The organism is Arthrobacter sp. PvP023, assembly GCF_017832975.1.
Classification (GTDB): Bacteria; Actinomycetota; Actinomycetes; order Actinomycetales; family Micrococcaceae; genus Arthrobacter.
Genome location: NZ_JAFIBI010000001.1, coordinates 283,163 through 306,807, shown reverse-complemented (window position 1 = coordinate 306,807; position 23,645 = coordinate 283,163). Strand labels below are relative to the sequence as shown.

20 protein-coding genes and 2 tRNA genes are annotated in these 23,645 nt (G+C 63.8%); 17 read left to right on the top strand and 5 right to left on the bottom strand.

From position 1 onward, the window contains the following. Positions 1–500 precede the first annotated feature (500 nt). The 11 genes from dnaN (at position 501) to JOE31_RS01410 (ending at position 11,813) form a co-directional block, all read left to right on the top strand. Positions 501–1,625 (top strand): DNA polymerase III subunit beta, encoded by a 1,125-nt coding sequence (gene dnaN, locus JOE31_RS01460; protein WP_209741810.1) that lies wholly within the window; start codon positions 501–503, stop codon positions 1,623–1,625. A gap of 51 nt (positions 1,626–1,676) precedes the next feature. Beyond that, positions 1,677–2,561 (top strand): phosphogluconate dehydrogenase (NAD(+)-dependent, decarboxylating), encoded by an 885-nt coding sequence (gnd, locus tag JOE31_RS01455; protein WP_209741809.1) that lies wholly within the window; start codon positions 1,677–1,679, stop codon positions 2,559–2,561. Positions 2,562–2,597: 36 nt separating this feature from the next. After that, entirely contained in the window at positions 2,598–3,797 is a 1,200-nt protein-coding gene (recF, locus tag JOE31_RS01450) for a DNA replication/repair protein RecF (RefSeq protein WP_209741808.1), read from the top strand. After that, the gene (locus JOE31_RS01445) at positions 3,794–4,351 is read left to right on the top strand and encodes a DUF721 domain-containing protein (RefSeq protein ID WP_011689876.1); all 558 of its coding nucleotides are present in this window, start codon (positions 3,794–3,796) and stop codon (positions 4,349–4,351) included. The genes recF and JOE31_RS01445 overlap by 4 nt, the downstream gene beginning before the upstream one ends. A 413-nt stretch (positions 4,352–4,764) precedes the next feature. Further along, a complete protein-coding gene (gene gyrB, locus JOE31_RS01440; RefSeq protein WP_209741807.1) occupies positions 4,765–6,855 on the top strand; it encodes a DNA topoisomerase (ATP-hydrolyzing) subunit B in 2,091 nt (696 codons plus the stop codon). Between the two features lie 65 nt (positions 6,856–6,920). After that, positions 6,921–9,629 carry a DNA gyrase subunit A gene (gene gyrA, locus JOE31_RS01435; RefSeq protein ID WP_209741806.1) on the top strand — a complete coding sequence of 903 codons (2,709 nt, stop codon included), beginning with the start codon at positions 6,921–6,923 and terminating at the stop codon, positions 9,627–9,629. After that, positions 9,626–10,273, top strand: coding sequence for a DUF3566 domain-containing protein (locus tag JOE31_RS01430; protein ID WP_209741805.1), 648 nt, complete (start codon positions 9,626–9,628; stop codon positions 10,271–10,273). Before gyrA ends, JOE31_RS01430 begins: the two co-directional genes overlap by 4 nt. Before the next feature lie 97 nt (positions 10,274–10,370). Continuing rightward, positions 10,371–10,444, top strand: a tRNA-Ile gene (locus JOE31_RS01425). Positions 10,445–10,467: 23 nt separating this feature from the next. Next, positions 10,468–10,620: a DLW-39 family protein gene (locus JOE31_RS01420; RefSeq protein WP_245198902.1), complete on the top strand. Its 153-nt coding sequence runs from the start codon at positions 10,468–10,470 to the stop codon at positions 10,618–10,620. A 72-nt stretch (positions 10,621–10,692) separates the two neighbouring features. Beyond that, positions 10,693–10,768: transfer RNA gene (locus JOE31_RS01415), tRNA-Ala, on the top strand. Positions 10,769–10,898: 130 nt separating this feature from the next. Continuing rightward, entirely contained in the window at positions 10,899–11,813 is a 915-nt protein-coding gene (locus JOE31_RS01410; protein WP_209741804.1) for a DMT family transporter, read from the top strand. 48 nt (positions 11,814–11,861) lie between these two features. Here JOE31_RS01410 and JOE31_RS01405 read toward each other — a convergent pair whose 3' ends face one another. After that, positions 11,862–12,737 carry a glycosyltransferase family 2 protein gene (locus JOE31_RS01405; RefSeq protein WP_011689881.1) on the bottom strand — a complete coding sequence of 292 codons (876 nt, stop codon included), beginning with the start codon at positions 12,735–12,737 and terminating at the stop codon, positions 11,862–11,864. Between the two features lie 131 nt (positions 12,738–12,868). Next, on the bottom strand, positions 12,869–13,816 hold the full coding sequence (locus JOE31_RS01400; RefSeq protein WP_209741803.1) for a hypothetical protein: 948 nt from the start codon (positions 13,814–13,816) through the stop codon (positions 12,869–12,871). A gap of 155 nt (positions 13,817–13,971) precedes the next feature. Here JOE31_RS01400 and JOE31_RS01395 point away from each other — a divergent pair, with 155 nt between their 5' ends. Together JOE31_RS01395 and JOE31_RS01390 are read left to right on the top strand one after the other, a co-directional pair. Then, positions 13,972–14,517 (top strand): peptidylprolyl isomerase, encoded by a 546-nt coding sequence (locus JOE31_RS01395; RefSeq protein WP_011689883.1) that lies wholly within the window; start codon positions 13,972–13,974, stop codon positions 14,515–14,517. A gap of 6 nt (positions 14,518–14,523) precedes the next feature. Further along, positions 14,524–15,405, top strand: coding sequence for a rhomboid family intramembrane serine protease (locus tag JOE31_RS01390; protein ID WP_209741802.1), 882 nt, complete (start codon positions 14,524–14,526; stop codon positions 15,403–15,405). Between the two features lie 1,036 nt (positions 15,406–16,441). Here the strand turns inward: JOE31_RS01390 and JOE31_RS01385 are convergent. Next, the gene (locus tag JOE31_RS01385) at positions 16,442–17,053 is read right to left on the bottom strand and encodes a DNA-3-methyladenine glycosylase I (protein WP_209741801.1); all 612 of its coding nucleotides are present in this window, start codon (positions 17,051–17,053) and stop codon (positions 16,442–16,444) included. 151 nt (positions 17,054–17,204) lie between these two features. Here JOE31_RS01385 and JOE31_RS01380 point away from each other — a divergent pair, with 151 nt between their 5' ends. Beyond that, a complete protein-coding gene (locus JOE31_RS01380; protein ID WP_209741800.1) occupies positions 17,205–19,487 on the top strand; it encodes an immune inhibitor A domain-containing protein in 2,283 nt (760 codons plus the stop codon). A 121-nt stretch (positions 19,488–19,608) separates the two neighbouring features. On the opposite strand, the gene JOE31_RS01375 is transcribed toward JOE31_RS01380, so the two are convergent. Then, on the bottom strand, positions 19,609–19,863 hold the full coding sequence (locus JOE31_RS01375; RefSeq protein ID WP_209741799.1) for a cell division protein CrgA: 255 nt from the start codon (positions 19,861–19,863) through the stop codon (positions 19,609–19,611). A 176-nt stretch (positions 19,864–20,039) separates the two neighbouring features. On the opposite strand from JOE31_RS01375, the gene JOE31_RS01370 reads away from it, so the two are divergent. The 3 genes from JOE31_RS01370 to JOE31_RS01360 are packed head-to-tail and all read left to right on the top strand — an operon-like array spanning position 20,040 to position 21,647. Beyond that, a complete protein-coding gene (locus JOE31_RS01370; RefSeq protein WP_209741798.1) occupies positions 20,040–20,834 on the top strand; it encodes a class E sortase in 795 nt (264 codons plus the stop codon). Between the two features lie 4 nt (positions 20,835–20,838). Further along, on the top strand, positions 20,839–21,009 hold the full coding sequence (locus JOE31_RS01365) for a hypothetical protein (protein ID WP_209741797.1): 171 nt from the start codon (positions 20,839–20,841) through the stop codon (positions 21,007–21,009). Continuing rightward, positions 21,006–21,647 (top strand): aminodeoxychorismate/anthranilate synthase component II, encoded by a 642-nt coding sequence (locus JOE31_RS01360; protein WP_209741796.1) that lies wholly within the window; start codon positions 21,006–21,008, stop codon positions 21,645–21,647. Before JOE31_RS01365 ends, JOE31_RS01360 begins: the two co-directional genes overlap by 4 nt. 77 nt (positions 21,648–21,724) lie before the next feature. Here JOE31_RS01360 and pknB read toward each other — a convergent pair whose 3' ends face one another. Continuing rightward, a complete protein-coding gene (pknB, locus tag JOE31_RS01355) occupies positions 21,725–23,617 on the bottom strand; it encodes a Stk1 family PASTA domain-containing Ser/Thr kinase (protein WP_307864348.1) in 1,893 nt (630 codons plus the stop codon). Positions 23,618–23,645: the final 28 nt, after the last annotated feature.

Genomic DNA, 23,645 nt, shown 5'->3' with positions numbered 1-23,645 from the left:
AGGCGCATGTGGATAAGCCTGTGGATACTTAAGGGGACAACCGCGGTTAATGGGCTTAAAACCCTTAAGGCATCTGTGGATCAGCGAAACGGCCAAAAAAGTTGTCCCCATCCACACCCTGTTTAAAACCTGCGTCGCCCACAACGGATGAACAGGGCTTAACCGCGGAATCGTGCCGTGGGACGGGGTTATCCACAGTTTCCACAGCAGTTATTAACACTACTAATCCCAAGAAATTGAAATTCCCTCAAACAACAATCTCGTTCCCCGCCTCACAGAGCCTCGTGGCCTCGGCCCCGAGGGGCCTCCGGGCCGGCCGGGGATGGGGAAATCCTGAATCTTCCGGCTAAGCTGTCAGCAGCGCTCCCATCCTTGGGTCTGTTTGTGGTTCAGCAAGCGCGGACCATGCAGGTTCCGGTGTCCGGGAGCAGGTTTTTCGAGCTCCCTGCGGGAGTTCGCGTTGAAAAAATGGCAGCAGCAATGAAAGGCGGCACCCTTCCGTGAAGTTCAGAGTCGAACGGGACGTCCTGGCAGAAGCCGTCACATGGACCGCCCGGTCGTTGTCTCCGCGGCCTCCGGTTCCGGTGCTTTCCGGGCTCCTCCTCAAAGCCGAAGCAGGCACCGTCAGCCTCTCGAGTTTTGACTACGAAACGTCGGCCCGCCTTGAAATCCCGGCCGACATCAGCGTTGAGGGCACCATCCTGGTTTCCGGCCGCCTGCTCGCAGACATCTGCCGCAGCCTGCCGTCTGCTCCCGTCGACGTCGAAACCGATGGCAACAAAGTCACGCTCACCTGCCGGCGCAGCAGCTTCCACCTGGCCACCATGCCCGAGGCGGAATACCCGCCGCTGCCGGCATTGCCCACCATCAGCGGAACAGTCCCGGGAGATTCCTTCGCGCAGGCCGTATCCCAGGTGATCATCGCGGCCAGCAAGGACGACACCCTGCCGATCCTCACTGGCGTCCGGATGGAAATCGAGGACGACCTCATCACACTGCTGGCCACCGACCGCTACCGTCTGGCCATGCGCGAGGTACCTTGGAAGCCTGTCACCCCGGGAATCTCCACCAGTGCCCTGGTCAAGGCCAAAACCTTGAACGAAGTTGCAAAAACGCTGGGCAACAGCGGTGACATCAACCTCGCCCTGGCGGATGACGACAGCCGGCTCATCGGCTTCGAAAGCGGCGGACGCACCACCACGTCCCTCCTCGTGGATGGCGACTACCCCAAGATCCGCTCACTGTTCCCGGATGCCACCCCGATCCACGCCACGGTGCAGACCCAGGAACTGGTCGAGGCTGTCCGGCGCGTATCCCTGGTTGCCGAACGCAATACGCCTGTCCGGCTGGCGTTCACCGATGGCCAGCTCCAGTTGGACGCGGGCACCGGCGAAGACGCGCAGGCTTCGGAAGAACTTGAAGCCCAGCTGACCGGCGATGAAATCACGGTTGCATTCAACCCGCACTACCTGATTGAGGGCCTGAGCGTAATCGAAACCAAGTTCGTACGCTTCTCCTTCACCACGGCACCCAAGCCCGCCATGATCACGGCACAGGTCGACGCCGACGGCGAAGACCAGGACGACTACCGTTACCTGGTCATGCCGGTGCGCCTGCCCAACTAGGCAGCAGCCGCGGCACCTTCCACCACACCAGCGCAGAAAAGAGCTCCTACCGTGCACATCGGACTAATCGGCCTTGGAAAAATGGGTTTCAACATGCGCGAGCGGCTGCGCAAGGGCGGCGTGGAAGTCACCGGCTTCGATCGCAACCCTGACGTCACGGACGTCGCCACGGTGGACGAGCTCATCGCGGCTGTTCCGGCTCCGCGCGTCATCTGGGTCATGGTTCCGGCAGGCGAGATCACCGACGCCGTCATCACCGAGCTGGGTTCCAAGCTGGACGCCGGCGACTTGGTGATCGACGGCGGGAATTCCCGTTTCACCGAAGACCAGAAGCACGGCGCCGCGCTGGCCGAGAAGGGCATCCGCTTCGCGGACTGCGGAGTGTCCGGCGGTGTGTGGGGCCTGCAGAACGGCTACGGCCTGATGGCCGGCGGCGATGCCGCCGACATTGAACGGGCAATGCCCGCTTTTGACGCACTCCGCCCCGAAGGTGACCGGGCGGATAGCTTCGTCCACGTTGGCGGCGTCGGCGCGGGCCACTACGCGAAAATGGTGCACAACGGCATCGAATACGGGCTTATGCAGGCCTACGCAGAGGGCTACGAACTGCTGGCCGCCAAGGACATCGTCACGGACCTGCCGGGCACTTTCCGCGCCTGGCAGAAGGGAACGGTTGTGCGTTCCTGGCTGCTGGACCTCATGGTCAAGGCCCTGGACGAGGATCCGGGCCTGGCCTCGATCGACGACTACGTCGAGGATTCCGGGGAAGGACGCTGGACCGTGGAAGAGGCAATCGCCAATGCAGTTCCTGCGCCGGCCATCACAGCGGCTTTGTTTGCCCGCTTCTCGTCCCGCGAGGACAACTCGCCGGCCATGAAGATGGTGTCCGCGCTGCGCCACCAGTTCGGCGGGCATGCCACCCGTCCGGCCAAGTAGCGGCACTCCGAGCAGTCCGGGAATCCTGAAGACCGCGTGTACCTAGAAAAGCTCTCGCTGACCGATTTTCGCAGTTATGCCCAGGTGGACCTCACCCTCGAGCCCGGCGTGACAGTACTTGTGGGGTACAACGGCATCGGCAAGACCAACCTCATGGAGGCCATCGGGTACCTTGCTACGCTCAGTTCGCACCGCGTGAGTTCGGACGCCCCCCTGCTGCGCTTCGGTACCGAGCGCGCGCTGATCAGGGCCAAGCTGGTCCGGGGCGGGCAGTCCACTGTGCTGGAGCTGGAAATCAACGGCAGCCGCGCGAACCGCGGACGCATCAACCGCAGCAATCCCGTCCGTGCCCGCGACATCCTGGGCATCTGCCAGACGGTTCTCTTTGCACCGGAAGACCTTGCGCTGGTGAAGGGGGATCCGTCCAACCGCCGGCGTTTCCTCGACGAGTTGCTGGTCAGCCTCATGCCGCGACATTCCGCCACCAGATCGGATTACGACCGCGTCCTCAAGCAGCGCAATGCGCTGCTCAAATCGGGCCGGGCCGGCAAGTTCACTGCCGGCCACGAGGCCACCCTGGATGTGTGGGACCAGCACATGGCCCGGGCCGGCGCCGAGCTGCTTCACGCGCGCCTGGAACTGGTGGAACGGATCCGGCCCCACCTGAAAGCTGCCTATACCCAGCTGACTGACGGGTCCAAGGAGGCGGACGCGATCTACCGGTCCACGCTCCAGGGAATGATGGACGACGACGGCGCCGGTTACGCTGCGGAACCCGCCGCCGTCGAACGCGTTGAGGACCTCCGGTCACTGTCCGTCGATGAACTCACCCAACGCTACGTGCAGGCTTTTGCGGCGTCCCGCCGCAAGGAACTGGAACGGGGCATTTCCCTTGTGGGGCCTCACCGCGACGACGTCGAACTCATCCTCGGCGAGGCGCCGGCGAAAGGGTATGCCTCGCACGGCGAAACGTGGTCCATGTGCCTGTCCCTGCGGCTGGCGTCATACTACGTGATGCTCGACGACGCGCGCACCGGAGGCTCCGCACCGATCCTTATCCTTGACGACGTGTTTGCTGAACTCGACGTCCAGCGCCGGCGTAAACTGGCGGCAATAGTATCCGGTGCCGAACAGGTGCTGGTGACCGCCGCCGTCGACGCCGATATCCCAGAAGAGCTGGCCGGGCGGCGGGTGAAGGTGGTCCCCGGAGGAATCGATGAGTCGGAATCCCGATGAATAAAGATGCTGGCGGCCTGCAGCCGGGCCGCGATCCCGACGACATCGACGCTGCCCAGGCCGCGCTCAACAGGATGCGCGAGGCGGCCGCTGCCCGCGGTGAAATCCGCCGCAAGGCTCCGCTTCCCGGCGGCGCAGCCAAGAAACCGGGACGCAGCAGCGCGGGGACCCGGGGTTTCACCCAGTTCCACGGCACGGGCCGGGACCCGCTGGGCCTGGGCAAAGTGGTGGGACGGCTGGTGGCCGAACGCGGCTGGACGTCACCGGTGGCGGTCGGTTCCGTGATGGCGGAGTGGGGCACCCTTGTGGGACCGGAAATTTCGGCGCACTGCACCCCGGAGAGCTTCACCGACACCACGCTCCATGTGCGGTGCGATTCCACGGCGTGGGCCACCCAGCTGCGCCTGCTCAGCTTCAGCCTCCTGGAGAAGTTCCGGACCGAACTGGGCGAGGGCGTAGTCACCAAGATCCAGGTCCTTGGACCGGCGGCTCCGAGCTGGCGGAAGGGCGGGCGGACGGTCAACGGCCGCGGTCCCCGCGACACGTACGGATAGCGCGGAACACCTTGGCTGCCCCTGCGTCCCCGGCAGCCGCTGGCACGGACTCTTGAAAAATGGCCAAACGGCGTGTAGGGCGCTCCAACGCCCCGTGGGCGTATAGGAACCCAGAACCCGGACCGCTGGAGCCTTGCAGGCGGGGCCAACGGCCTGCCAGCACCATATTCCCGCGCGTTTACGGGCCTGGAATGCGGGATTACGCTCTCCAGCACGGTAGAATCGTGGTAGATAACTGGGCGCCGGTGAAACGTTGACTGAGTCCGTTTTCCGGCGCTTTTTTGCGGCCGGGGCACGGTTCCGACAGCCAACGAAGTAGTCGGCGTCATCAGTGACGTGCCTGTTGGCAGGAGCCTCTTCTATCGGAGACGGTGACGGCCGGCCATACGAATACAGAGGAGTCGAAAGCGCCTGTGGCTAACGACAATGCAGATATCCCGGCAGTGGAACCCGCAGCTGAGGATGCCCGTACACCTGATGCGCCGGCGGAGGCAGCCGAACGCAAGGGGTACGGTGCGAGCGATATCACCGTCCTTGAAGGACTCGAAGCTGTCCGGAAACGTCCCGGCATGTACATCGGCTCCACGGGGCCCCGCGGCCTCCACCACCTCGTGTACGAAGTGGTGGACAACTCCGTGGATGAAGCCCTGGCCGGGTACTGCACCCACATTGAAATTGTTCTGCAGGCCGACGGCGGCGTCAAAGTGGTGGACGACGGCCGCGGCATCCCGGTGGACATGCACCCCACCGAGCACAAACCCACGGTTGAGGTTGTCATGACCATCCTGCATGCGGGCGGAAAGTTCGGCGGCGGCGGATATGCCGTCTCCGGCGGCCTGCACGGCGTGGGCATCTCCGTGGTCAACGCGCTTTCCAGCCGCGTGGACACCGAAGTGCGGCGCCAGGGCCACGTCTGGCGGATGTCCTTCGCCGACGGCGGCAAACCCCAGGGCAGCCTCGTCAAGGGCGAAGAGACGGACCAGACCGGTACGACGCAGACGTTCTATCCCGATGCCAGCATCTTCGAGAGCACGGAATTCGACTTCGAAACGCTGCGTGCCCGCTTCCAGCAGATGGCGTTCCTCAACAAGGGCCTGCGCATCACGCTGACGGATGAGCGCCGCGATGCGCTGGAATCGTCAGAAGACGAGGACCTGGATCTCGATACCGTTCCCACCGAAGGTGAAGTCGCCGCCGAATACCGGACGGTTGTGTACCAGTACGACGACGGCCTGCTGGACTACGTGAAACACCTGAACTCCGGCAAGAAGGTAGACGTTGTCCATGAGGACGTCATCGCCTTCGAAACCGAGGACAAAGAACGGAAAATCGCCTTGGAAATGGCGATGCAGTGGACCAACGCATACTCCGAGAGTGTCCACACCTACGCCAACACCATCAACACGCACGAGGGCGGAACCCACGAAGAGGGTTTCCGTGCCGCCATGACGTCGCTCATCAACCGCTACGCGCGGGAGAAGAACATCATCAAGGAAAAAGACGACAACCTCACGGGTGACGACATCCGCGAAGGCCTCACCGCCGTCATTTCCGTGAAGCTGGCAGAACCCCAGTTCGAAGGCCAGACCAAGACCAAACTCGGCAACTCCGAAGTCAAGGGCTTCGTCCAGCGCGTGGTCACCGACGGCCTGGGCGACTGGCTGGAGCGCAATCCCGGCCCGGCCCGCGACGTCATCCGCAAGGCAATTTCCGCAGCGCAGGCCCGCATGGCCGCCCGCAAGGCCCGCGACAACGCACGCCGCAAGAGCCCGCTGGAGTCCTTCGGCATGCCGGGCAAGTTGTCGGACTGCTCCTCGAAGGACCCGGAGAAATGCGAGGTCTACATCGTGGAGGGTGACTCCGCCGGCGGTTCGGCCAAGCGCGGCCGGAACCCGGAAACACAGGCCATCCTCCCGCTGCGAGGCAAGATTCTGAACGTCGAGCGTGCACGCCTGGACAAGGCCCTCGGCAACAATGAGGTCCAATCCATGATCACTGCCTTCGGCACCGGCATCGGCGAGGACTTCGACCTCGCCAAGCTGCGCTATCACAAGATCGTGCTCATGGCAGATGCCGACGTGGACGGCCAGCACATCACCACCCTGCTGATGACACTGCTGTTCCGTTACATGCGGCCGCTGATTGAGAACGGCTATGTTTACCTGGCCCAGCCGCCGCTGTACCGGATCAAATGGTCCAACGCCCCCCACGATTATGTCTACAGCGACCGCGAACGCGACGCCCGGCTCCTGGCCGGGCAGGCAGCAGGGCGCCGCATTCCGAAGGACAACGGCATCCAGCGCTACAAGGGCCTTGGCGAGATGGACTACACGGAACTGTGGGACACCACCATGGATCCTGACCACCGGACACTGCTGCAGGTCACCATGGACGACGCCCTCGCGGCCGACCAGATCTTCACCGTGCTGATGGGCGAAGACGTTGAATCACGCCGAAACTTCATTCAGCAAAACGCCAAGGATGTCAGGTTCCTGGATATCTAACAGGCCTCCGAACGGCCCGTAAGTATTCTTGAAGCGACATATACCTGAAACGGAAAATATAGACTATGAGTGACGAAACACCCGAGGTTCCCGCGGATTCCGCCGGCCCCGTTGAGCCCGTTTTGGAGGGCGACGTGCTGGTCGACCGCGTGGAGCAGGTGGACCTGCAGACGGAAATGCAGCGCTCCTACCTTGACTACGCCATGGCCGTTATTGTCGGCCGCGCGTTGCCGGACGTCCGCGACGGCCTCAAGCCGGTCCACCGCCGGGTTCTCTACGCCATGTTCGACGGCGGTTACCGCCCGGACCGCTCCTTCAACAAGTGCGCCCGCGTGGTGGGCGAGGTCATGGGCCAGTACCACCCGCACGGCGACACCGCCATCTACGATGCCCTGGTCCGCCTGATCCAGGACTGGACCATGCGCTACCCGCTTGCCCTGGGCCAGGGCAACTTCGGTTCGCCCGGCAATGACGGCGCAGCAGCACCGCGGTACACCGAAACCAAAATGGCTCCGCTTGCCATGGAGATGGTCCGCGACATCGACGAGGAAACCGTCGATTTCCAGGACAACTATGACGGCAAGAACCAGGAACCCACCATCCTGCCGGCCCGCTTCCCCAACCTGCTGGTCAACGGTTCCTCGGGCATCGCCGTCGGCATGGCCACGAACATTCCGCCGCACAACCTCCGCGAGGTTGCCGACGGCGTGCAGTGGTACCTGGCCAACCCGACCGCCAGCCGCGAAGAGCTGCTGGAAGAGCTGTTGCTGCGCATTAAGGGCCCGGACTTCCCGACCGGTGCCACCATCCTGGGCCACAAGGGGATCGAGGACGCCTACCGGACGGGCCGCGGATCCATCACCATGCGGGCCGTGGTGAATGTTGAGGAACTCCAGGGCCGTACCTGCCTGGTGGTCACCGAACTGCCGTACCAGGCCAACCCGGACAACCTGGCCATCAAGATCGCCGAGCTGGTCAAGGACGGCAAGATCTCCGGCATCGCCGACCTTCGGGACGAGACCTCCGGCCGCACCGGCCAGCGGCTGGTGATTGTGCTCAAGCGCGACGCCGTGGCGAAGGTGGTGCTGAACAACCTCTACAAGCACACCCAGCTGCAGGACAACTTCGCGGCCAACATGCTGGCCATTGTCGACGGCGTGCCGCGGACCCTCAGCCTGGATGCCTTCATCCGCCACTGGGTTGCCCACCAGATGGACGTCATCGCCCGCCGGACCCGGTACCGCCTGCGCAAGGCCGAAGAAGAGGCGCACATTCTGCGCGCCCTCCTCAAGGCTCTGGACATGCTGGATGAAGTCATTGCCCTCATCCGCGCATCCAACACCACCGAAGCGGCCCGCGACGGCCTCATGCAGTTGCTGGACATCGACGAGCTGCAGGCCCGGGCCATCCTGGACATGCAGCTGCGCCGGCTTGCAGCGCTGGAACGCCAGAAGATCCAGGACCGGCACGCCGAACTTGAGGCCCTGATTGCGGAGTACAACTCCATCCTCGCCTCGGAGGAGCGCCAGCGCGAGATCATCAGCACCGAGCTTTCCGAGATTGTCGCCAAGCACGGGGATGACCGCCGCACGAAGATCCTGATGGGCTTCGACGGCGACATGTCCATGGAAGACCTCATTCCCGAAGAGGAAATGGTGGTCACCATCACCCGCGGCGGCTACGTCAAGCGCACGCGCAGCGACAATTACCGCTCACAGCAGCGCGGCGGCAAGGGAATCAAGGGCGCCCAGCTGCGCGGAGACGACGTTGTGGAACACTTCTTCGTCACCACCACGCACCACTGGCTGCTGTTCTTCACCAACCTGGGACGCGTCTACCGCGCCAAGGCCTACGAACTCGTGGAAGCGGGACGTGATGCCAAGGGCCAGCACGTTGCCAACCTGCTGGCATTCCAGCCGGACGAGCACATTGCCCAGGTGCTGGACCTCCGCGACTACCAGCATGCCCCGTACCTGGTGCTGGCCACCAAGCGCGGCCTGGTGAAGAAGACCCGCCTGGAGGACTACGACACCAACCGTTCCGCCGGCGTCATCGCGATCAACCTGCGCGACGGCGACGAACTCGTCTCCGCCCAGCTTGTCTCGGAAACCGATGACCTGATGCTGGTTTCACGAATGGGCCAGTCCATCCGATTCACGGCCACCGACGATGCGCTGCGCCCGATGGGCCGTGCCACGTCCGGCGTGACCGGCATGAAGTTCCGCGAGGACGACGAATTGTTGGCGGCCGACGTCGTCAAGGACGGCTCGTTCGTCTTCATCGTCACCGAGGGCGGCTATGCCAAGCGGACCGCAGTGGAGGAATACCGCCTCCAGGGCCGCGGCGGACTTGGTATCAAGGTCGGAAAATACCAGGAAGAGCGGGGCCACCTGGTAGGTGCGCTCATTGTCCAGGAAGAGGACGAAGTCCTCGTCGTCATGGAAGGCGGCAAGGTGGTCCGGTCCTCGGTGGCCGGAGTGCCTGCCAAGGGCCGCGACACCATGGGCGTCATCTTCGCCAAGCCGGACAAGAACGACCGCATCATCGAAGTGGCGCGGAACAGCGAACGCGGCCTGGAGGGTGAGGAGGCCGAAGCCATCGACCCGGAAAACCCGGCAGGAAGCCCGGCTGCGGCCGGGGATGACGTAACGTTGGCTGAAGGTGCCGGATCCCATGGCGGGTCCGCAGAGGCAGATTCAGCACCGGCCGTGGAATCCGACGAGTCATCGGACGACGTTGAGCTGGACGAAGAAAATACCGGAGGTAACGAGTGAGTAATTCCGACTCATATCCCAAGCCGAACAGCAACACTCCCGGCGGGATCAGGCAGCCGGCGTCCGCTCCGCGCGTGAACGCCCCCGTACGTCCCCAGCAGCGGCCTTCGACGCCGGGTGCTCCGGCCCAGCGCCCGGTGGTCCCCGGTCAGCGCCCGGCACAGGGACAGCGCCCCGGCCAGGCACCCCAGGGTCAACGCCCCGGGGCCCCGGCCCAGCGCCCTGCCCAGGGCGGCGCCCAGGGTGCCCCGGGCCTGGTTAAGCCGGCTCCGAAGGCCAAGGTCCGCCGTGCACGGCTTCTCATCAGCAAAGTAGACCCCTGGTCCGTGCTGAAGATGGCCTTCCTGCTGTCGGTTGCCCTCGGCATCGTCACTGTCGTTGCGGCAATCGTCCTGTGGACCGTCCTGGACCTGACGGGCATCTTCGACCAGGTGGATAGCCTGCTGGGAACCCTCGCCGGTTCCGAAGGCGGCGGCTTCGAACTGAAGAAGGTTGCTTCGCTGGGCCAGGTGGCCTCGTTCGCGGTCATCATCGCCGTGGTGAACGTTGTGCTCCTGACAGCCCTGTCGATGCTTTCCGCCGTGCTGTACAACATTTCCGCCACCCTTGTCGGCGGCATCGGTGTGACCCTCACGGACGATTAGTCCGCGGAATTTCGCGGGATTCCACCCGCGAAATGCCTCGATTTGAGATCGGGCCGGGATGTGCTGTAAAGTCATGTCTCGGCCCGATGAGGCATCGGGGCGTATAGCTCAGGCGGTTAGAGCGCTTCGCTGATAACGAAGAGGTCCCAGGTTCAAGTCCTGGTACGCCCACGGAACCTGCACAGGTTTTGGAAATGGTTCGGATAAAACCGGACCGGAACGGGGTGCATGTGAAGAAGTTGCTGGTTGTTGCAGTGGCTGTCGCAGGCGCTTTGCTTTTCAAGAAGGTGCAGGAATCCGAAGCCCGGAAAACGGTCTGGAGCGAATCGACTGACACGGTCGATTAGTTCGGATCCCCGGTCTGGACGCTGGTAAGAAGGCCTCCGGAACTAGGGTATGATTGTCGGGTTGCTTCTTATGGGGGCATGGCGCAATTGGTAGCGCACCTGCTTTGCAAGCAGGGGGTTCGGGGTTCGAGTCCCCGTGCCTCCACCATAAGGAAGGCCCCGGAATGCGGAAACGCAATCCGGGGCCTTTTGCTTTGCCCTCCGTCGTTGCGCTTCGCCTAGTCGTCCATGACAGCCCACGTCGCCGGCTCCACGGAGGCACCATTACTGTTGGAACGGTGACCTTCTTCCTTGCCACCTTGGGCGTGCTCGGCGTGGCCTCATCCGGGCCCCTCATCGCCGCTACACTGGGCGCCACCACTGTCAGTGCGCTGGCCATCGCCTTTTGGCGGAATGCCATCGGAGCCGTCGTGATGGCCACCCCCGTCCTGGTGGGCAATCCCCGGCAGTTCGAAAAGGTGACGCGCCGCGATTTCCGCTGGTCGGCCCTGGCTGCAGTGGCTCTTGCCCTGCACTTCGCGTGTTTCATCACCTCCCTCCAGCTCACGTCCGTAGCCGCGGCCACGGCGCTGGTCTGCCTCCAGTCCGGCTGGATCGCAGTGTTCCAGCTGTTCCGGGGAGTACGCCACCGCTGGCAGGTACTGGTGGGCCTTGGAATGGCGTTCGGCGGCGTTGTCGCCATCACGGGGTTCGACATGGGCACCTCGCCGGATGCCCTGCTCGGGGACGTTCTGGCGGTGGCAGGAGGCGCGCTGGCCGGCCTCTACACGCTGGCGGGCGGCAAGGCACGCGAAACCATGACCACCGGTACCTATACGACGCTCTGCTACGGCATGTGCGCGTCCTTGGTTGCAGTGCTGGCCCTCGCTTCCGGACAGCCGCTCGTGGGCTTTGAGGCGGCCGGCTGGCTGGGGATCGTGGCCATTACCGTGTGCGCCCAGCTGGTGGGGCATACGGCCTTCAACCACCTGCTGGCCACCATGAGCCCGCTGCTGGTTTCGATGATCATCCTGCTGGAGATTCCCGGTGCCGCGGTGCTGGCCGCCGTGTTCCTGGCTGAGACGTTGCCGGGAGGCACCTATGCCGGGCTGGCACTCATTCTGGTAGGGCTCGCCGTCGTGGTGGCCGGGCAGCGGCGCAGGCGGCCCCCGCCGGCCGGCGAAGCCCGCCTGGCGGAGCTGGGAACGGACTGAGCCCCGCTGGTGCTGGTGGGGGCGCCGGGCCTGAGAGCCGGGCTGGAGCTACTGGCCGCCGCGGCGCACGGGCTGGGCGGAGTTCACGGTGTGAATGGCCCGCAGGAGCTTGGCCGGGAAGTACACGGAGAAGAACACCACCATGGGTGCCTTGAGGGCCATCTTCTTGACGTTGTGGGCCTTATAGGTTCGGTCGAACCTGGTCACGTAGTACCGGTAGTCGCGCGGTGAGTCCTCGAGGCGGCGGGCGGACATTCCGGACACCATCTGGGGCCAGTACTGCACGCGCAGGTCATGGTCCGCCAGATGCAGGGACAAATCAATGTCCTCATGCATCTCGTCTTTTTCATCCCGGCAGGTTTCGTCCCGGATGGTTTCCCAGGCTGAACGGCGCAGCGCCATATTAGAACCGAAGAGGAAGTGGTACTGGTGCTTGGCAAGCTTGAGCATTAGCTGGCGCATCTTGTCGTCCGCTTTGAGCCCGAAGCGGCGCATCGGCATGTCGTAATACACCACCGGGCCGGTGGCAGCCTGGACGGCGGGGTCGAGGAAGGCCTTCTGGACCTGTTCCACCCAGTCCGGTTCCACCACGGAGTCTGCATCGATCCGGCCCAGGACATCGCCGGTGGCGTGGTTGAGGCCGAAATTCCGGGTCGGGATGAGGCCCTGGTCCCGATCCTGGCTCAACAGGATGATGGGACTTTCCGGATATTCCTGCTGCATCTGGCGCACTATGTCCGCTGTGCGGTCCTTGGACATGTTGTCCACAACGATGATCTCCGCCGCCGGCACCGACTGGTAGATGGCCGCAATGAGGCACTGCCTGATGACGCTTGCCTCGTTGTATGCCGGTATGACGATGGATACGCCCGGCATAAGCGCAGCGTCGTGCGAGGCATCCTCGGGGGATCTATCGGGTGACATCACCACAAATTTAGCACCCTTGTGGGCCGCAGCCCGGGACTGCGGGTGAAGGTCGGGGAAACAACAGAGGAGGCCCGCACACAAATGTGCGGGCCTCCTCTGTTGTTATGCCGTCCCGTGACGGCCGGTTTCTAGTTCTCGTTTGCCTTGGCGGAACCGTTGTTCATGCTCGAAGCGATGTTCTTCACAGCGGTCTTGGCATCCGTAGCAACCTTGGCAGCCTCGTCCTTGGCATCTTCGGCGGCGTCGGCAGCCTTCGCCGCTGCGTCGTCTGACGCATCGGCAGCGGCGTCCGCTGCATTAACGGCCTTTTCGCCAGCGGTTGCCGTGGCGTCCTTGGCCGCGGCAGTGACGTCGTTGACCGTGGTGGCGGCAACTGGTGCGGGCGTTACCGGCGCGGGGGTCTTCCAAGGATCCTCAACGGGCTTGGACGCCTTCCATGCTGCGACGCCGGCGGCGACGGCTGCTGCGATGACGCCGAAAATAAGAAGTCCGCGGTGCTTCGGCTTCTGCGGCTTGGCCACTTCGCCGGTGACAACCCGGGTGGCCTCTGCTGCTGCGGCCTTGAGTTGGTGGCCTGCGGCCTGGGCCTGATCCTGGATGGAATGCACAACGCCGGAATCCGCAAGCTTCTGGGCGACGGCATCCACGTGCGCCGGTGCGCTTTCGAGCGTGCGGTGCACTGCCTCGGAAGCGTGGCCGATCTGGTCCGAGAGCCTGGGCAGGTATTCCACCACCACGCGGTCGCGGGCCTGGGAGATGACGGGGGTGGCCTTGTCCAGTGCTTCGTGGAGGCGCGGGGTGGCACTGTCCACAACGTCATGGATCTTGGGCGCGAGGTGTGCGAGCCCGTCTTGGATGCGCGGCGTTACGGTGGCAACGCCGTCGGCCAGGTTGTGGGCCGCAGATTTGAGCCCTTCCTGGATCTTCGGGGATGCTGTGTCAATGCCGTGCTGCAGGCGGGGAACCGCCCAGTCCACGGCTGCTTCTACGCGGGGGGCTGCCCAATCCTTGGCGTTCTCTACCGCGCTGCTGACTGACTGCTCCAGGTCACGGGCAATACGATCCGATTTCTTCACAACTACCTCCCGATTAATGTGACGGTTCTGTTGTTAGCCTACGTGGATTGACCTCCACCGGCTATTCTCCAAAGCCGTTTCCGGCCGATTTCACCTAGCGCGGAACTGGTTGGAAGGCCTGATGCCGTGCTGGGCCGACGTGGAACAATGGGCCTATGACTGCCATCGCAACTGCAAAAGCAACCATCCACACCAGCCTCGGCGACATCGTCGTCAACCTCTTCGGCAACCATGCGCCCAAGACGGTTAAGAACTTCGTTGGCCTGGCCACGGGCGAGCAGGCCTGGACCCACCCGGAAACCGGTGAGGACAAGACCGGAACCCCGCTGTACAACGGCACCATCTTCCACCGCATCATCAAGGATTTCATGATCCAGGCCGGCGATCCCCTGGGCCGCGGCGTGGGCGGACCGGGCTACAAGTTCGACGACGAAATCCACCCCGAACTGACCTTCAACGAGCCGTACAAGCTGGCCATGGCCAACGCCGGCATCCAGATGGGCAAGGGCACCAACGGCTCGCAGTTCTTCATCACCACCATCCCCACCGACTGGCTGCAGGGCAAGCACAGCATCTTCGGTGAAGTCGCTGACGAGGAATCCAAGAAGGTCGTGGATGCCATCGAAGGTGTCCGCACCGGCATGGGCGACCGCCCGGTCGAGGACGTTGTTATTAACAGCATCGATGTCGAGCAGCTCTAACCCCTCATGAGCTACGGAATTCCGGCGGCCGAGCCGTCCGCACAGATTCCGGTGTGCCCCCGGCACCCGGACAGGCCTTCCTATGTCCGGTGCCAGCGCTGCGGGCGCCCGGCATGCCCGGAATGCCAGCGGGCGGCCGCCGTCGGATTCCAATGCATTGACTGCGTCAACGAAACAAAACGTACGACGCCGGCAGCCAGGACGGTCTACGGCGGAACCGCCGTCGCCGGCCGGCCCGTGGTGACGTTCGGGATCATCGCGGTATGCGCGCTCGTCTACGTGCTCCAATGGATAGTTCCCAATGACGGGATCTACCAGAATTTCGCTTTCGCCACGGTCTACGCCACCCCCGAGTACGGGGTCTTCGAACCATGGCGCATGCTGACGTCCGCGTTCCTCCATTCCCAGGGTTTCATCCTTCACATCGCGCTGAACATGTACATGCTGTGGATGTTCGGGCAGGCACTTGAACCCCTCCTCGGGCGTATCCGTTTCCTGGCGCTCTACCTGCTGGCTGCGGTAGGCGGATCCGTCGGTTACCTCCTGCTGACGCCGGCCTATACTCCCGGCCAGCAGCTCGCCGGCGTCGTGGGGGCGTCCGGTGCCATCTTCGGACTCTTCGGCGCCATGCTGGTGGTACAGCGCCACCGCGGCGGGGATACGAAGCAGCTATGGGTGCTGATCGCCATCAATGGGGTCATCGGCTTCATCGTCCCCCAGATTGCCTGGCAGGCCCACCTTGGCGGCCTGGTCACGGGTGCTGCCTGCGCCGCAGCCATCGCTTACGCCCCCCGCGGTCCGCGACGCTGGCTCTGGCAGTCGGCAGGCCTTGTGCTCGTGCTGGGCCTGCTAGTCGGGGCCACCGCCTTGCGAATGGCCGGCGCCTAAGCAATTCCCGGGCCCCTTCCGGCCTTTAACCCGACGGTCTGCGACTGCGTGTGCGGACGCCCATGCCGCTGCCTGCGGTCCGCCGCCCTGCGGCCCATCTGCGACCCATTCTGTCGCCCTGGGGCCCATCCGCCGCCCTGCGACCCATTCCGCGTCTCCGCGTGCTTCCCGCTGCCGCACACCAAGCCGCCTGCTTCCCGCTGCCGCACACCAAGCCGCCTGCTGACCCACAACTCCTGGCCTCAGTGGATTTCGGCATGCCAGAACGAACCCTTTCCGTCCGGTGCTGCAGGCGCCAGCCGCCCGCCGGGAAGTTTTCCACAGTGGTTATCCACATTGTTGGTAACTTACATGCGTGTAGTTCAGACCCGCTCCCCCACGGAGCCCTTGCCAGCTGGCGATTATCGACAGGAAGCCGGGAGATTGTCCACATCTGTGGATAAAGATGTTCCTCCGCCCTGTGGTTAAGTGGACAACTTGGCTGGCGGGACGGGTGCTTGACCGGCTAGCGCCAGTGCCGAATCTGTTCGCCGGCCCGTCAACACCCCGCGGCGCAGTAAACGGACTTGCCCGCCGCCCGCTCCAGGGGGCCGGAAGAGCGCCATCGGCGTCTCAATCGCGATCAGTCCCGGAGCCAGTCAACAGGTTATGCACAGTGTTAATAACTCGCCAGATCTCAGCGTGACCAAGGAATTCAGCGGGAGGGCGCCCTCTTTGGCCCGGCGGAGCCAATTATCCCCCGCTTTATCCCCACCTGTGGATAACTTCTGGGGATAGCGTTGTTCGTAAGTGGATAACTCCGCCTCGCGGACGCCGTCGGCTGCAACCGGAGTCCAGGGCGGAGTCAGACCCCCCGCGCAGGCGAATTTCCGATCCCCGGCTGGTTATCCACAGACAATCCACAGTGTTAATAACTTACGACCCCTGTTATTCATCCACTGAGCGAGTCCGCGCAGGCCGTGGCCAGCGGAATTCCCGCGCATCAGTCCCGAAGTTTTCAACACTGTGGATAAGTTTCCCCACAGCTCAGGACAACTCAGCGCCGCTCCGTCCACACGCCCGAGGAGCCCCGCCGGTGGCTATCCACCAGGTGGGTATCAATCATGCCGATCGCCTCCATGAGCGCGTGCATCGTGGTGGGTCCCACGAAGGCGAAACCTTTGCCCCGCAGGGCTTTGGACAGGGCAACGGACTCAGGCGATGTTGTGGGGATCTCCGCGTGGTTCTGCGGTCGTGGCGTCACCGACGGCTGGAAGCTCCAGACGAAGTCCACCAGACCGCCGTCGTCCCGCAGTGCGATGGTGGCGCGGGCATTTGTGATGGCGGCCCTGATCTTGAGCCGGTTCCGGACAATGCCGGCGTCGAGCATCAGGCGTTCGACGTCCTCTTCGGTGAACGCTGCCACCGTGTCGGGCTGAAAGTCGTGGAATGCAGACCGGAAGGCGGGTCGCTTTCGCAGGATGGTGGCCCAGGATAATCCGGCCTGGAAGGCCTCCAAGCTGATGCGTTCGAACAGGCCCTGCTCGTCACGGACCGGCATGCCCCATTCAGTGTCGTAGTACGCCTGGAGCAGCGGGTCCGCCGCAGCCCACGGTGGCCGGGCCAGGCCGTCACTGCCGATGATGGTGCCGCGTTCGTCCGGGGTCATCTGGGGTCCTTAGCTAGTCCTGCACCATGCTGCAGACTCCAGCATATTCAGCGACCGGGAAGGACATGCGCCGGTGACCGCGAAACTCATAGCCGAACGAACACTCTCACATTATGCTGTGGCTCTGATCACAAATTACTGGGAGGTACGTGTGAGGAAAACCAAAATTGCCGTGGCCGGCGTGGCGGGGGTCGTTCTCGGGATGCTCAGCATCCAGGCCCCTGCCGTAGCCGCACCACCTGTTGACGACGGGTCGGGCGGAGCCGCCGCGGCAATCCGGCAGGACAACCGCCCCGGACCGCGGACGAAGGAACTCGTTGAACGGCGGAAGGCAGCTCTTGAAAAGGTGGCCAAGGGGCAGGCGAAAGCCAATGAAGACGGCGTGGTGCAGCTGGCGCCGGACAAGTTCGCCGAGGTAGAGACCGCCAGGCAGGACAAGATCTTCACCATCCTGGCCGAGTTCGGCGACCAAGGCTCGGGGCGGTTCGGAACGACGCCCGGTCCGTTGCACAATACGATTGCGGAACCGGACCGCTCGGTGGACAACACCACGCTGTGGACCAAGGACTTCAGCCCCGCTTACTACGAAGAACTCTTCAATGGCAGCGGCGAATCAATGAAGGGCTACTACGAGGCCGTCTCCAACAATCAGTACTCGGTAACAAATACGGTGACGAACTGGGTCAAGGTGCCCAACAACGGATCCTTCTACGGCGACAACGCCACCGAGGACACGGGCGGCGCATGGGCTTTTGTCCGGGACTCCGGCAACGCGTGGTGGGATTCCCAGCTGGCGGCCGGCAAGACACCGGCTGAAATTGACGCGTACCTTGCACAGTTCGATGTGTGGGACCGCTACGACTTCAACGGGAACGGTAACTTCGATGAACCGGACGGTTACATCGACCACTTCCAGGCGGTCCACGCCGGGGAAGGCGAGGAAGGTGGCGGCGGCACCCTGGGCGAGGACGCAATCTGGTCCCACCGCTGGTACGCCTTCGGCAACCAGTTCGGCTCTGCCGGACCGGAGGGTAACCTCTCCGGCGGCACCCGGATCGGGTCCTCAAAATACTGGCTTGGTGATTACACGACGGAACCCGAGAACGGCGGAGTCGGCGTCTTTGCCCACGAATTCGGCCACGACCTCGGACTGCCGGACTTCTATGACACCACCGGAGCTGCCACCAACAGCACAGCGTTCTGGACCCTCATGAGCTCAGGCTCCTGGTTGGGCCACGGTTCTGCTGCCAATGAAGGGATCGGAACCACCCCGGGCCTGATGGGACCCGAAGAGAAGCTTTTCCTTGGCTGGCTTGACCACAGCACAGTGAATGCGGGCTCCAGCGGTGACTTTGTCCTGAACCCGTCCCAACTTCAGGTTGACGGCAAGGACCAGGCCGTCCGGGTCAACCTGCCGGATAAGACAACCACCACGAACTACACAGCTCCCTCCTCAGGGATCAAGGCATGGTGGACGGGCAGCGCGGACAACCTCAATGAATCCCTGACCCATGCCGTTCCGGCGCAGTCGCGGGTAACCGTTACAGCGAACGCCTGGTACGACATAGAGGCGAACTACGACTACCTCTATGGTGAGTACTCCACCGACGGTGGCAAGACCTGGAATTCAGCGGGACGGGCGCTCAGCGGAGCGGCCGGCTGGGGGCAGCTGCGCTACTCCTATGACGCCGCCGGCCTGGAATCGTTGTTCCGCTTCAGGTACCAGACCGACGGCGGCGTCCACAACCCCGGTGCCTTCATTGACGACATCAGGATTTCGGCCGGAAAGACCGTAATCCTGAGTGACGACGTCGAATCCGGCGCGGGACAGTGGGTTGCCGAGGGTTCGTGGCAACTGAGCAGCGGCTCCGTCACCCGGACCACTGAGCAGTACTACCTCGTGGAGAACCGGGAGTACATGGGGTTCGATGCGACGCTCGCGGAGGGCCCATATGCCTTCACCAAGGGCATCACGGCACCGAACTGGGTGGATTTCTTCAAGTACCAGAACGGCATGCTGGTCTGGTACGTCGACGACTCGTACGCGGACAACAACGTTTCGGCGCACCCCGGCGCCGGTTCGGCGCTGCCCGTGGATGCCCGGCCGGCGCCGCTGAAGTGGTCCGACGGCACGATGCCCGGCAACAGCCGCCAGCCGTTCGACGCGACCTTCGGTTTGGAGGCTACGGATCCGCTGTGCATCGCGAAGGAAGTGCAGACCGGTACCAAGCGCAGTACGTCGATCAGCTCACTTGACGCCTGCGCACCGAGCAGCGCCCCGATTGGAGTGTTCAACGACAGCGACCCGCTGGCCTACTACAGCTCCGACAACCCGTACGGAAGCGTCAAAGTCGCAGGTCACGGCGTGGAGATTTCCGTAACGTCCGACGCCGGCACCGACCTGGCGATTCACGTGCTCAACCCCGGCCAGTAGTGAGCAGCGGCCGGCAATAAACCAGCAACAAAAAAGTCGGACCGGCACAATGTGCCGGTCCGACTTTTTCGTTAAACGCGGGGTGCTTGCCGGGCGGTGCCGGCCAAACGCAAGCCTGGGGCTAGGAACGCCAGCGGGTGGTCATCAAGAATCCGGCGATGGCAATGCCGAATCCGGCCACGATGTTCCAGGATCCCCAATCCCTGACCGGGAGGGCGCCCTCGCTGATGTAGAAGGTGATGATCCACAGCAGCCCGAGGATCATCAGGCCGAACATGACGGGCTTGAACCACACCGCGTTCGGCTTGTATGCCTGCGATACAGAAGCCGGCTTTTCCGCGGCAGCGGTCTTCTTTCGTGGCTTTGACTCGGGCACGGGTCCTCCTCGTCGGGCTGAATCAAGGGCGGAGCCTCCGGCTTGATATCCTGCAGGAAGGAATATGCCGGCGGGGTTGGCGCCCTTGGTCAGGTCTGAATTCTTACTAGCAGCCAATTCTAGCTGTAGTTCAGAACACACCGGCGCCAGTTCAGGCCGCCGATTGAGGAGACCACGTGGTGTTGCTGGAGAAGGAGACGACTGCTGCCGTGCCGGCACGCGGCGTCGGAGTTCTCCGGAAAGTCGTCCAGATCGTTGGTGAGCTGCTGATCACGGTGGGAATCATCCTGCTCCTGTTCGTCGCATGGCAGCTCTGGTGGACCAATGTGGAGTCCGATGCGAAGCAGAGCGAGACGATCCGGAATTTTGCCCAGGAACTGGGCGGTACCCCGGCTCCCGCGGCATCCGATGAGCCTGTCTCCCCGACACCCGCCCCGGCCGACTACGGTCCGCCGAAGGTCGCCGAAGCGCCCGGTCACGGCCAAACCATCGGCATCATGTACATCCCCCGTTTTGGCGCGGACTACACCCGGCCCATCGTGCAGGGAACCTCCACGGATGTCCTGGATACGCTGGGCCTTGGCCACTACAACGACACGGCGATGCCAGGGGCAACCGGCAACTTTGCTGTGGCCGGTCACCGCCAGACCCACGGAGCGGTCCTGGACAACATCCACACCCTGGTACCTGGGGACAAGATCTACGTCCAAACCAGGGACGGGTTCTATGTCTACGTCTTCAGGAACAACCAGATCGTGCTTCCGTCGGCCACGGATGTGCTGCTCCCCGTGCCTACGCAGCCCGCCGCCCGGCCCACGGAGGCTTACCTCACCATGACCAGCTGCAATCCGCGCTTCGGCTCCCAGGAACGCATCATTGCCTATTCCTTGCTGGACCACTGGCAGCCCGCCTCGGCTGGACCACCGGCAGAAATCGCGGCCCAGGTGGCCAAGGCACTAGGGAAGGGCTGACGCCATGTACGGATGGATTTTCCGCCACCTGCCCGGGCCGCTGTGGTTCAGGATTGCTACGTCACTGGTGCTGCTGGCCGGCGTGCTGGTATTGATGGTTCAGCTCCTCTTCCCCTGGATGTCACAGTTCACCCAGTTCACCGACTCAACGATTGGTTTAGTAACTCGACAATGAGCACCACCAAGATCCTGGTCGTAGACAACTACGACAGCTTTGTTTACACCCTGGTGGGCTACCTCCAGGAGCTCGGCGCCGAAACAACGGTGGTCCGAAACGACGACGTCACCCTTGCTGAGGCAATCGAGATGGCGGACGCGCGCGACGGCGTCCTCATCTCGCCGGGTCCCGGCACCCCTGCGGAGGCCGGGGTCTGCATTGACTTGATCAAATGGTGCGGCAGCCACGACAAGCCGATGTTCGGCGTCTGCCTGGGACACCAGGCACTGGCCGAGGCCTACGGAGCCACGGTGACGCACGCGCCGGAGCTGATGCACGGCAAAACGTCCCTTGTTGAGCATGAAGGAGGCAGCGTCTTCGCGGGACTTCCCTCCCCTGTTACTGCCACGCGGTATCACTCCCTGGCCGCTGTCCGCGAAACCATCCCGGACATCCTCGAGATCACAGCCCAGACGGCAAACGGCGTGATCATGGGCCTGCAGCACCGGACGGCACCGCTCTGTGGCGTGCAGTTCCACCCGGAGTCGGTCCTCACTGAGGGCGGTTACCAGATGCTGGGCAACTGGCTCGAATCACTCGGAATGGCCGGCGCGGCCGAGCGGGCTGCCAAACTGAGCCCCCTCATCCAGCACTGACGTCAGCGCGGTACTGAAGGCAGGGCGACTGCCCGTACGGTCCTTCGGGAGGCAACTCATCGGGCGCCGCGGGGCGGCTATCCCCGGGTACGGCTCGTCTCAGTCGGCGTCGGCGTCGGGGTTGGTGTGGGCTTGGGCGCCGGCGCCTTGGCAACAACGATGGCGATGGTTTTGCCCTGCTCCACCAGCGAGTTGACGGCGTCGCTCTGCTCGGTCACCTTTCCCGGTTCAACCTCAGAGTTCTCCACTTCCTTCACGTCGATGCCAAGTCCAAGGTTCTTGAGCGCCGTCTCGGCCTCCGCCCTGGGCAGTCCGCGGAGTTCTGGCATGGCCACCTTGCCGGTGGACACCACGATTTCCACGGTGCTTCCGACCGCGACCGTCTGGCCCGGCGCCGGCTTGGTAGTGATCACGATTCCGGTGGGAACGGTGGCGCTGTTGGCCATGGTGGTTCCGGGGGCGCCGGCGAGGCCGATTTGTCGAAGAACATCCCGGGCCGCTGCTTCGGTCCGCCCCGGCAGGTCGTCCGGGATTTTTACGGCGCTCGGGCCGTCGGAGATGTTCAGGGTCACCTTCGAGTCAGGTTCCATGGCGGTGCCGGCGGCCGGCACCGTGCCGATGGCCGTGCCCTTCGTGATGGTGTCGTGCGGCAGCCTGGTGATCTGCGGGCTCAGCCTGGCGTTGTACAGCCGCTGCAGCGCCTCGGACTCCGTTAGCGCCGAAACGGCCGGCACATCGACCTTCGCCACTGGAGGGGGCGCCTGGTTCATCATGTTGTAGAGCCAGAGGCCGCCGCCGGCCAGGACCAGCAGGGTGAAGATCACCAAGGTGGCGATCCATGTTCGACGGCGGGACTTCTGCCGGGGGGTGCGCTCACGTTCCGGCGGAAACCCGAGGGGAAGATCGCTGGACTCCGAGGGTTCGTAAACCTGCGCGGGAATCGCCTGGTCGTCGCCAAGGGTGTCATGGACGGGCCGGAGCCGGCCGCTCGGTGAATCATCGAGGAAGCTTGCCCCCGTCAGCGAGTACGGCGCGGCAAGGGCCGTCCGTTCCCCGGCCGGGACCGTGTTGTTGGGATCCGTCGGGGCCTCGCCCGCCGCCACCTCGGGAACGGGGATGCCGTTGCGGGCCGCTCGAAGTGCCCGCTGGAAAGCGGCCGCATCCTGGAAACGGTCAGCACGGTTCTTCTGCAGGGCCTTCGAGAGGACGCTGTCCAGGGCTTCCGACACCTCGGGGTTGAGGCTGCTGGCCGGTTCCGGAATCTCGCGGACGTGCTGGTAGGCGACAGATACTGGACTGTCACCGATGAACGGAGGCCGCCCCGTCAGCATTTCGTACAGCAGGCACGCCGCGGAGTACAGATCACTCCGGGCGTCCACGGTTTCACCGCGTGCCTGTTCCGGGGAAAGGTACTGCGCCGTGCCAACGACCGCCTGGGTCTGGGTCATGGTGGCGGACGAATCGGCCATGGCCCGGGCAATCCCGAAGTCCATGACTTTGATGGTGTCCGAGTCTTCGCAGAACATCACGTTTGCGGGCTTGATATCCCGGTGCACGATTCCCGCCCGGTGGCTGTACTCGAGCGCGGAGAGCACGCCGAGAGTGAAGTCGATGGCGTGGTCGATGCTGACTTCCTTCGCCCGGATGAGATCCCTCAGGGTCTTCCCGGACACGAATTCCATCACGATGTAAGGCACCCGGACCGTGTCCTCGGGCCCGCCCGGCACAGCATGGTCCCCGGTGTCGTAGATGGCAACGATCGAAGGATGGTTCAACGCCGCCACGGCCTGGGCTTCGCGCTTGAACCGTGCCTGGAACTGTGGATCCCGGGCAAGGTCCGGGCGCAGCAGCTTGATGGCCACTGTCCGGCCCAGCCGGGTGTCAACGCCCCGGTGGACGTCCGCCATACCGCCGCGGCCGATCAGCTCACCGAGTTCGTACCGTCCGTTGAGGACGCGCTGGGTGTTCACTGGGAGGCTGTCCTCTCTGTGCGACGGG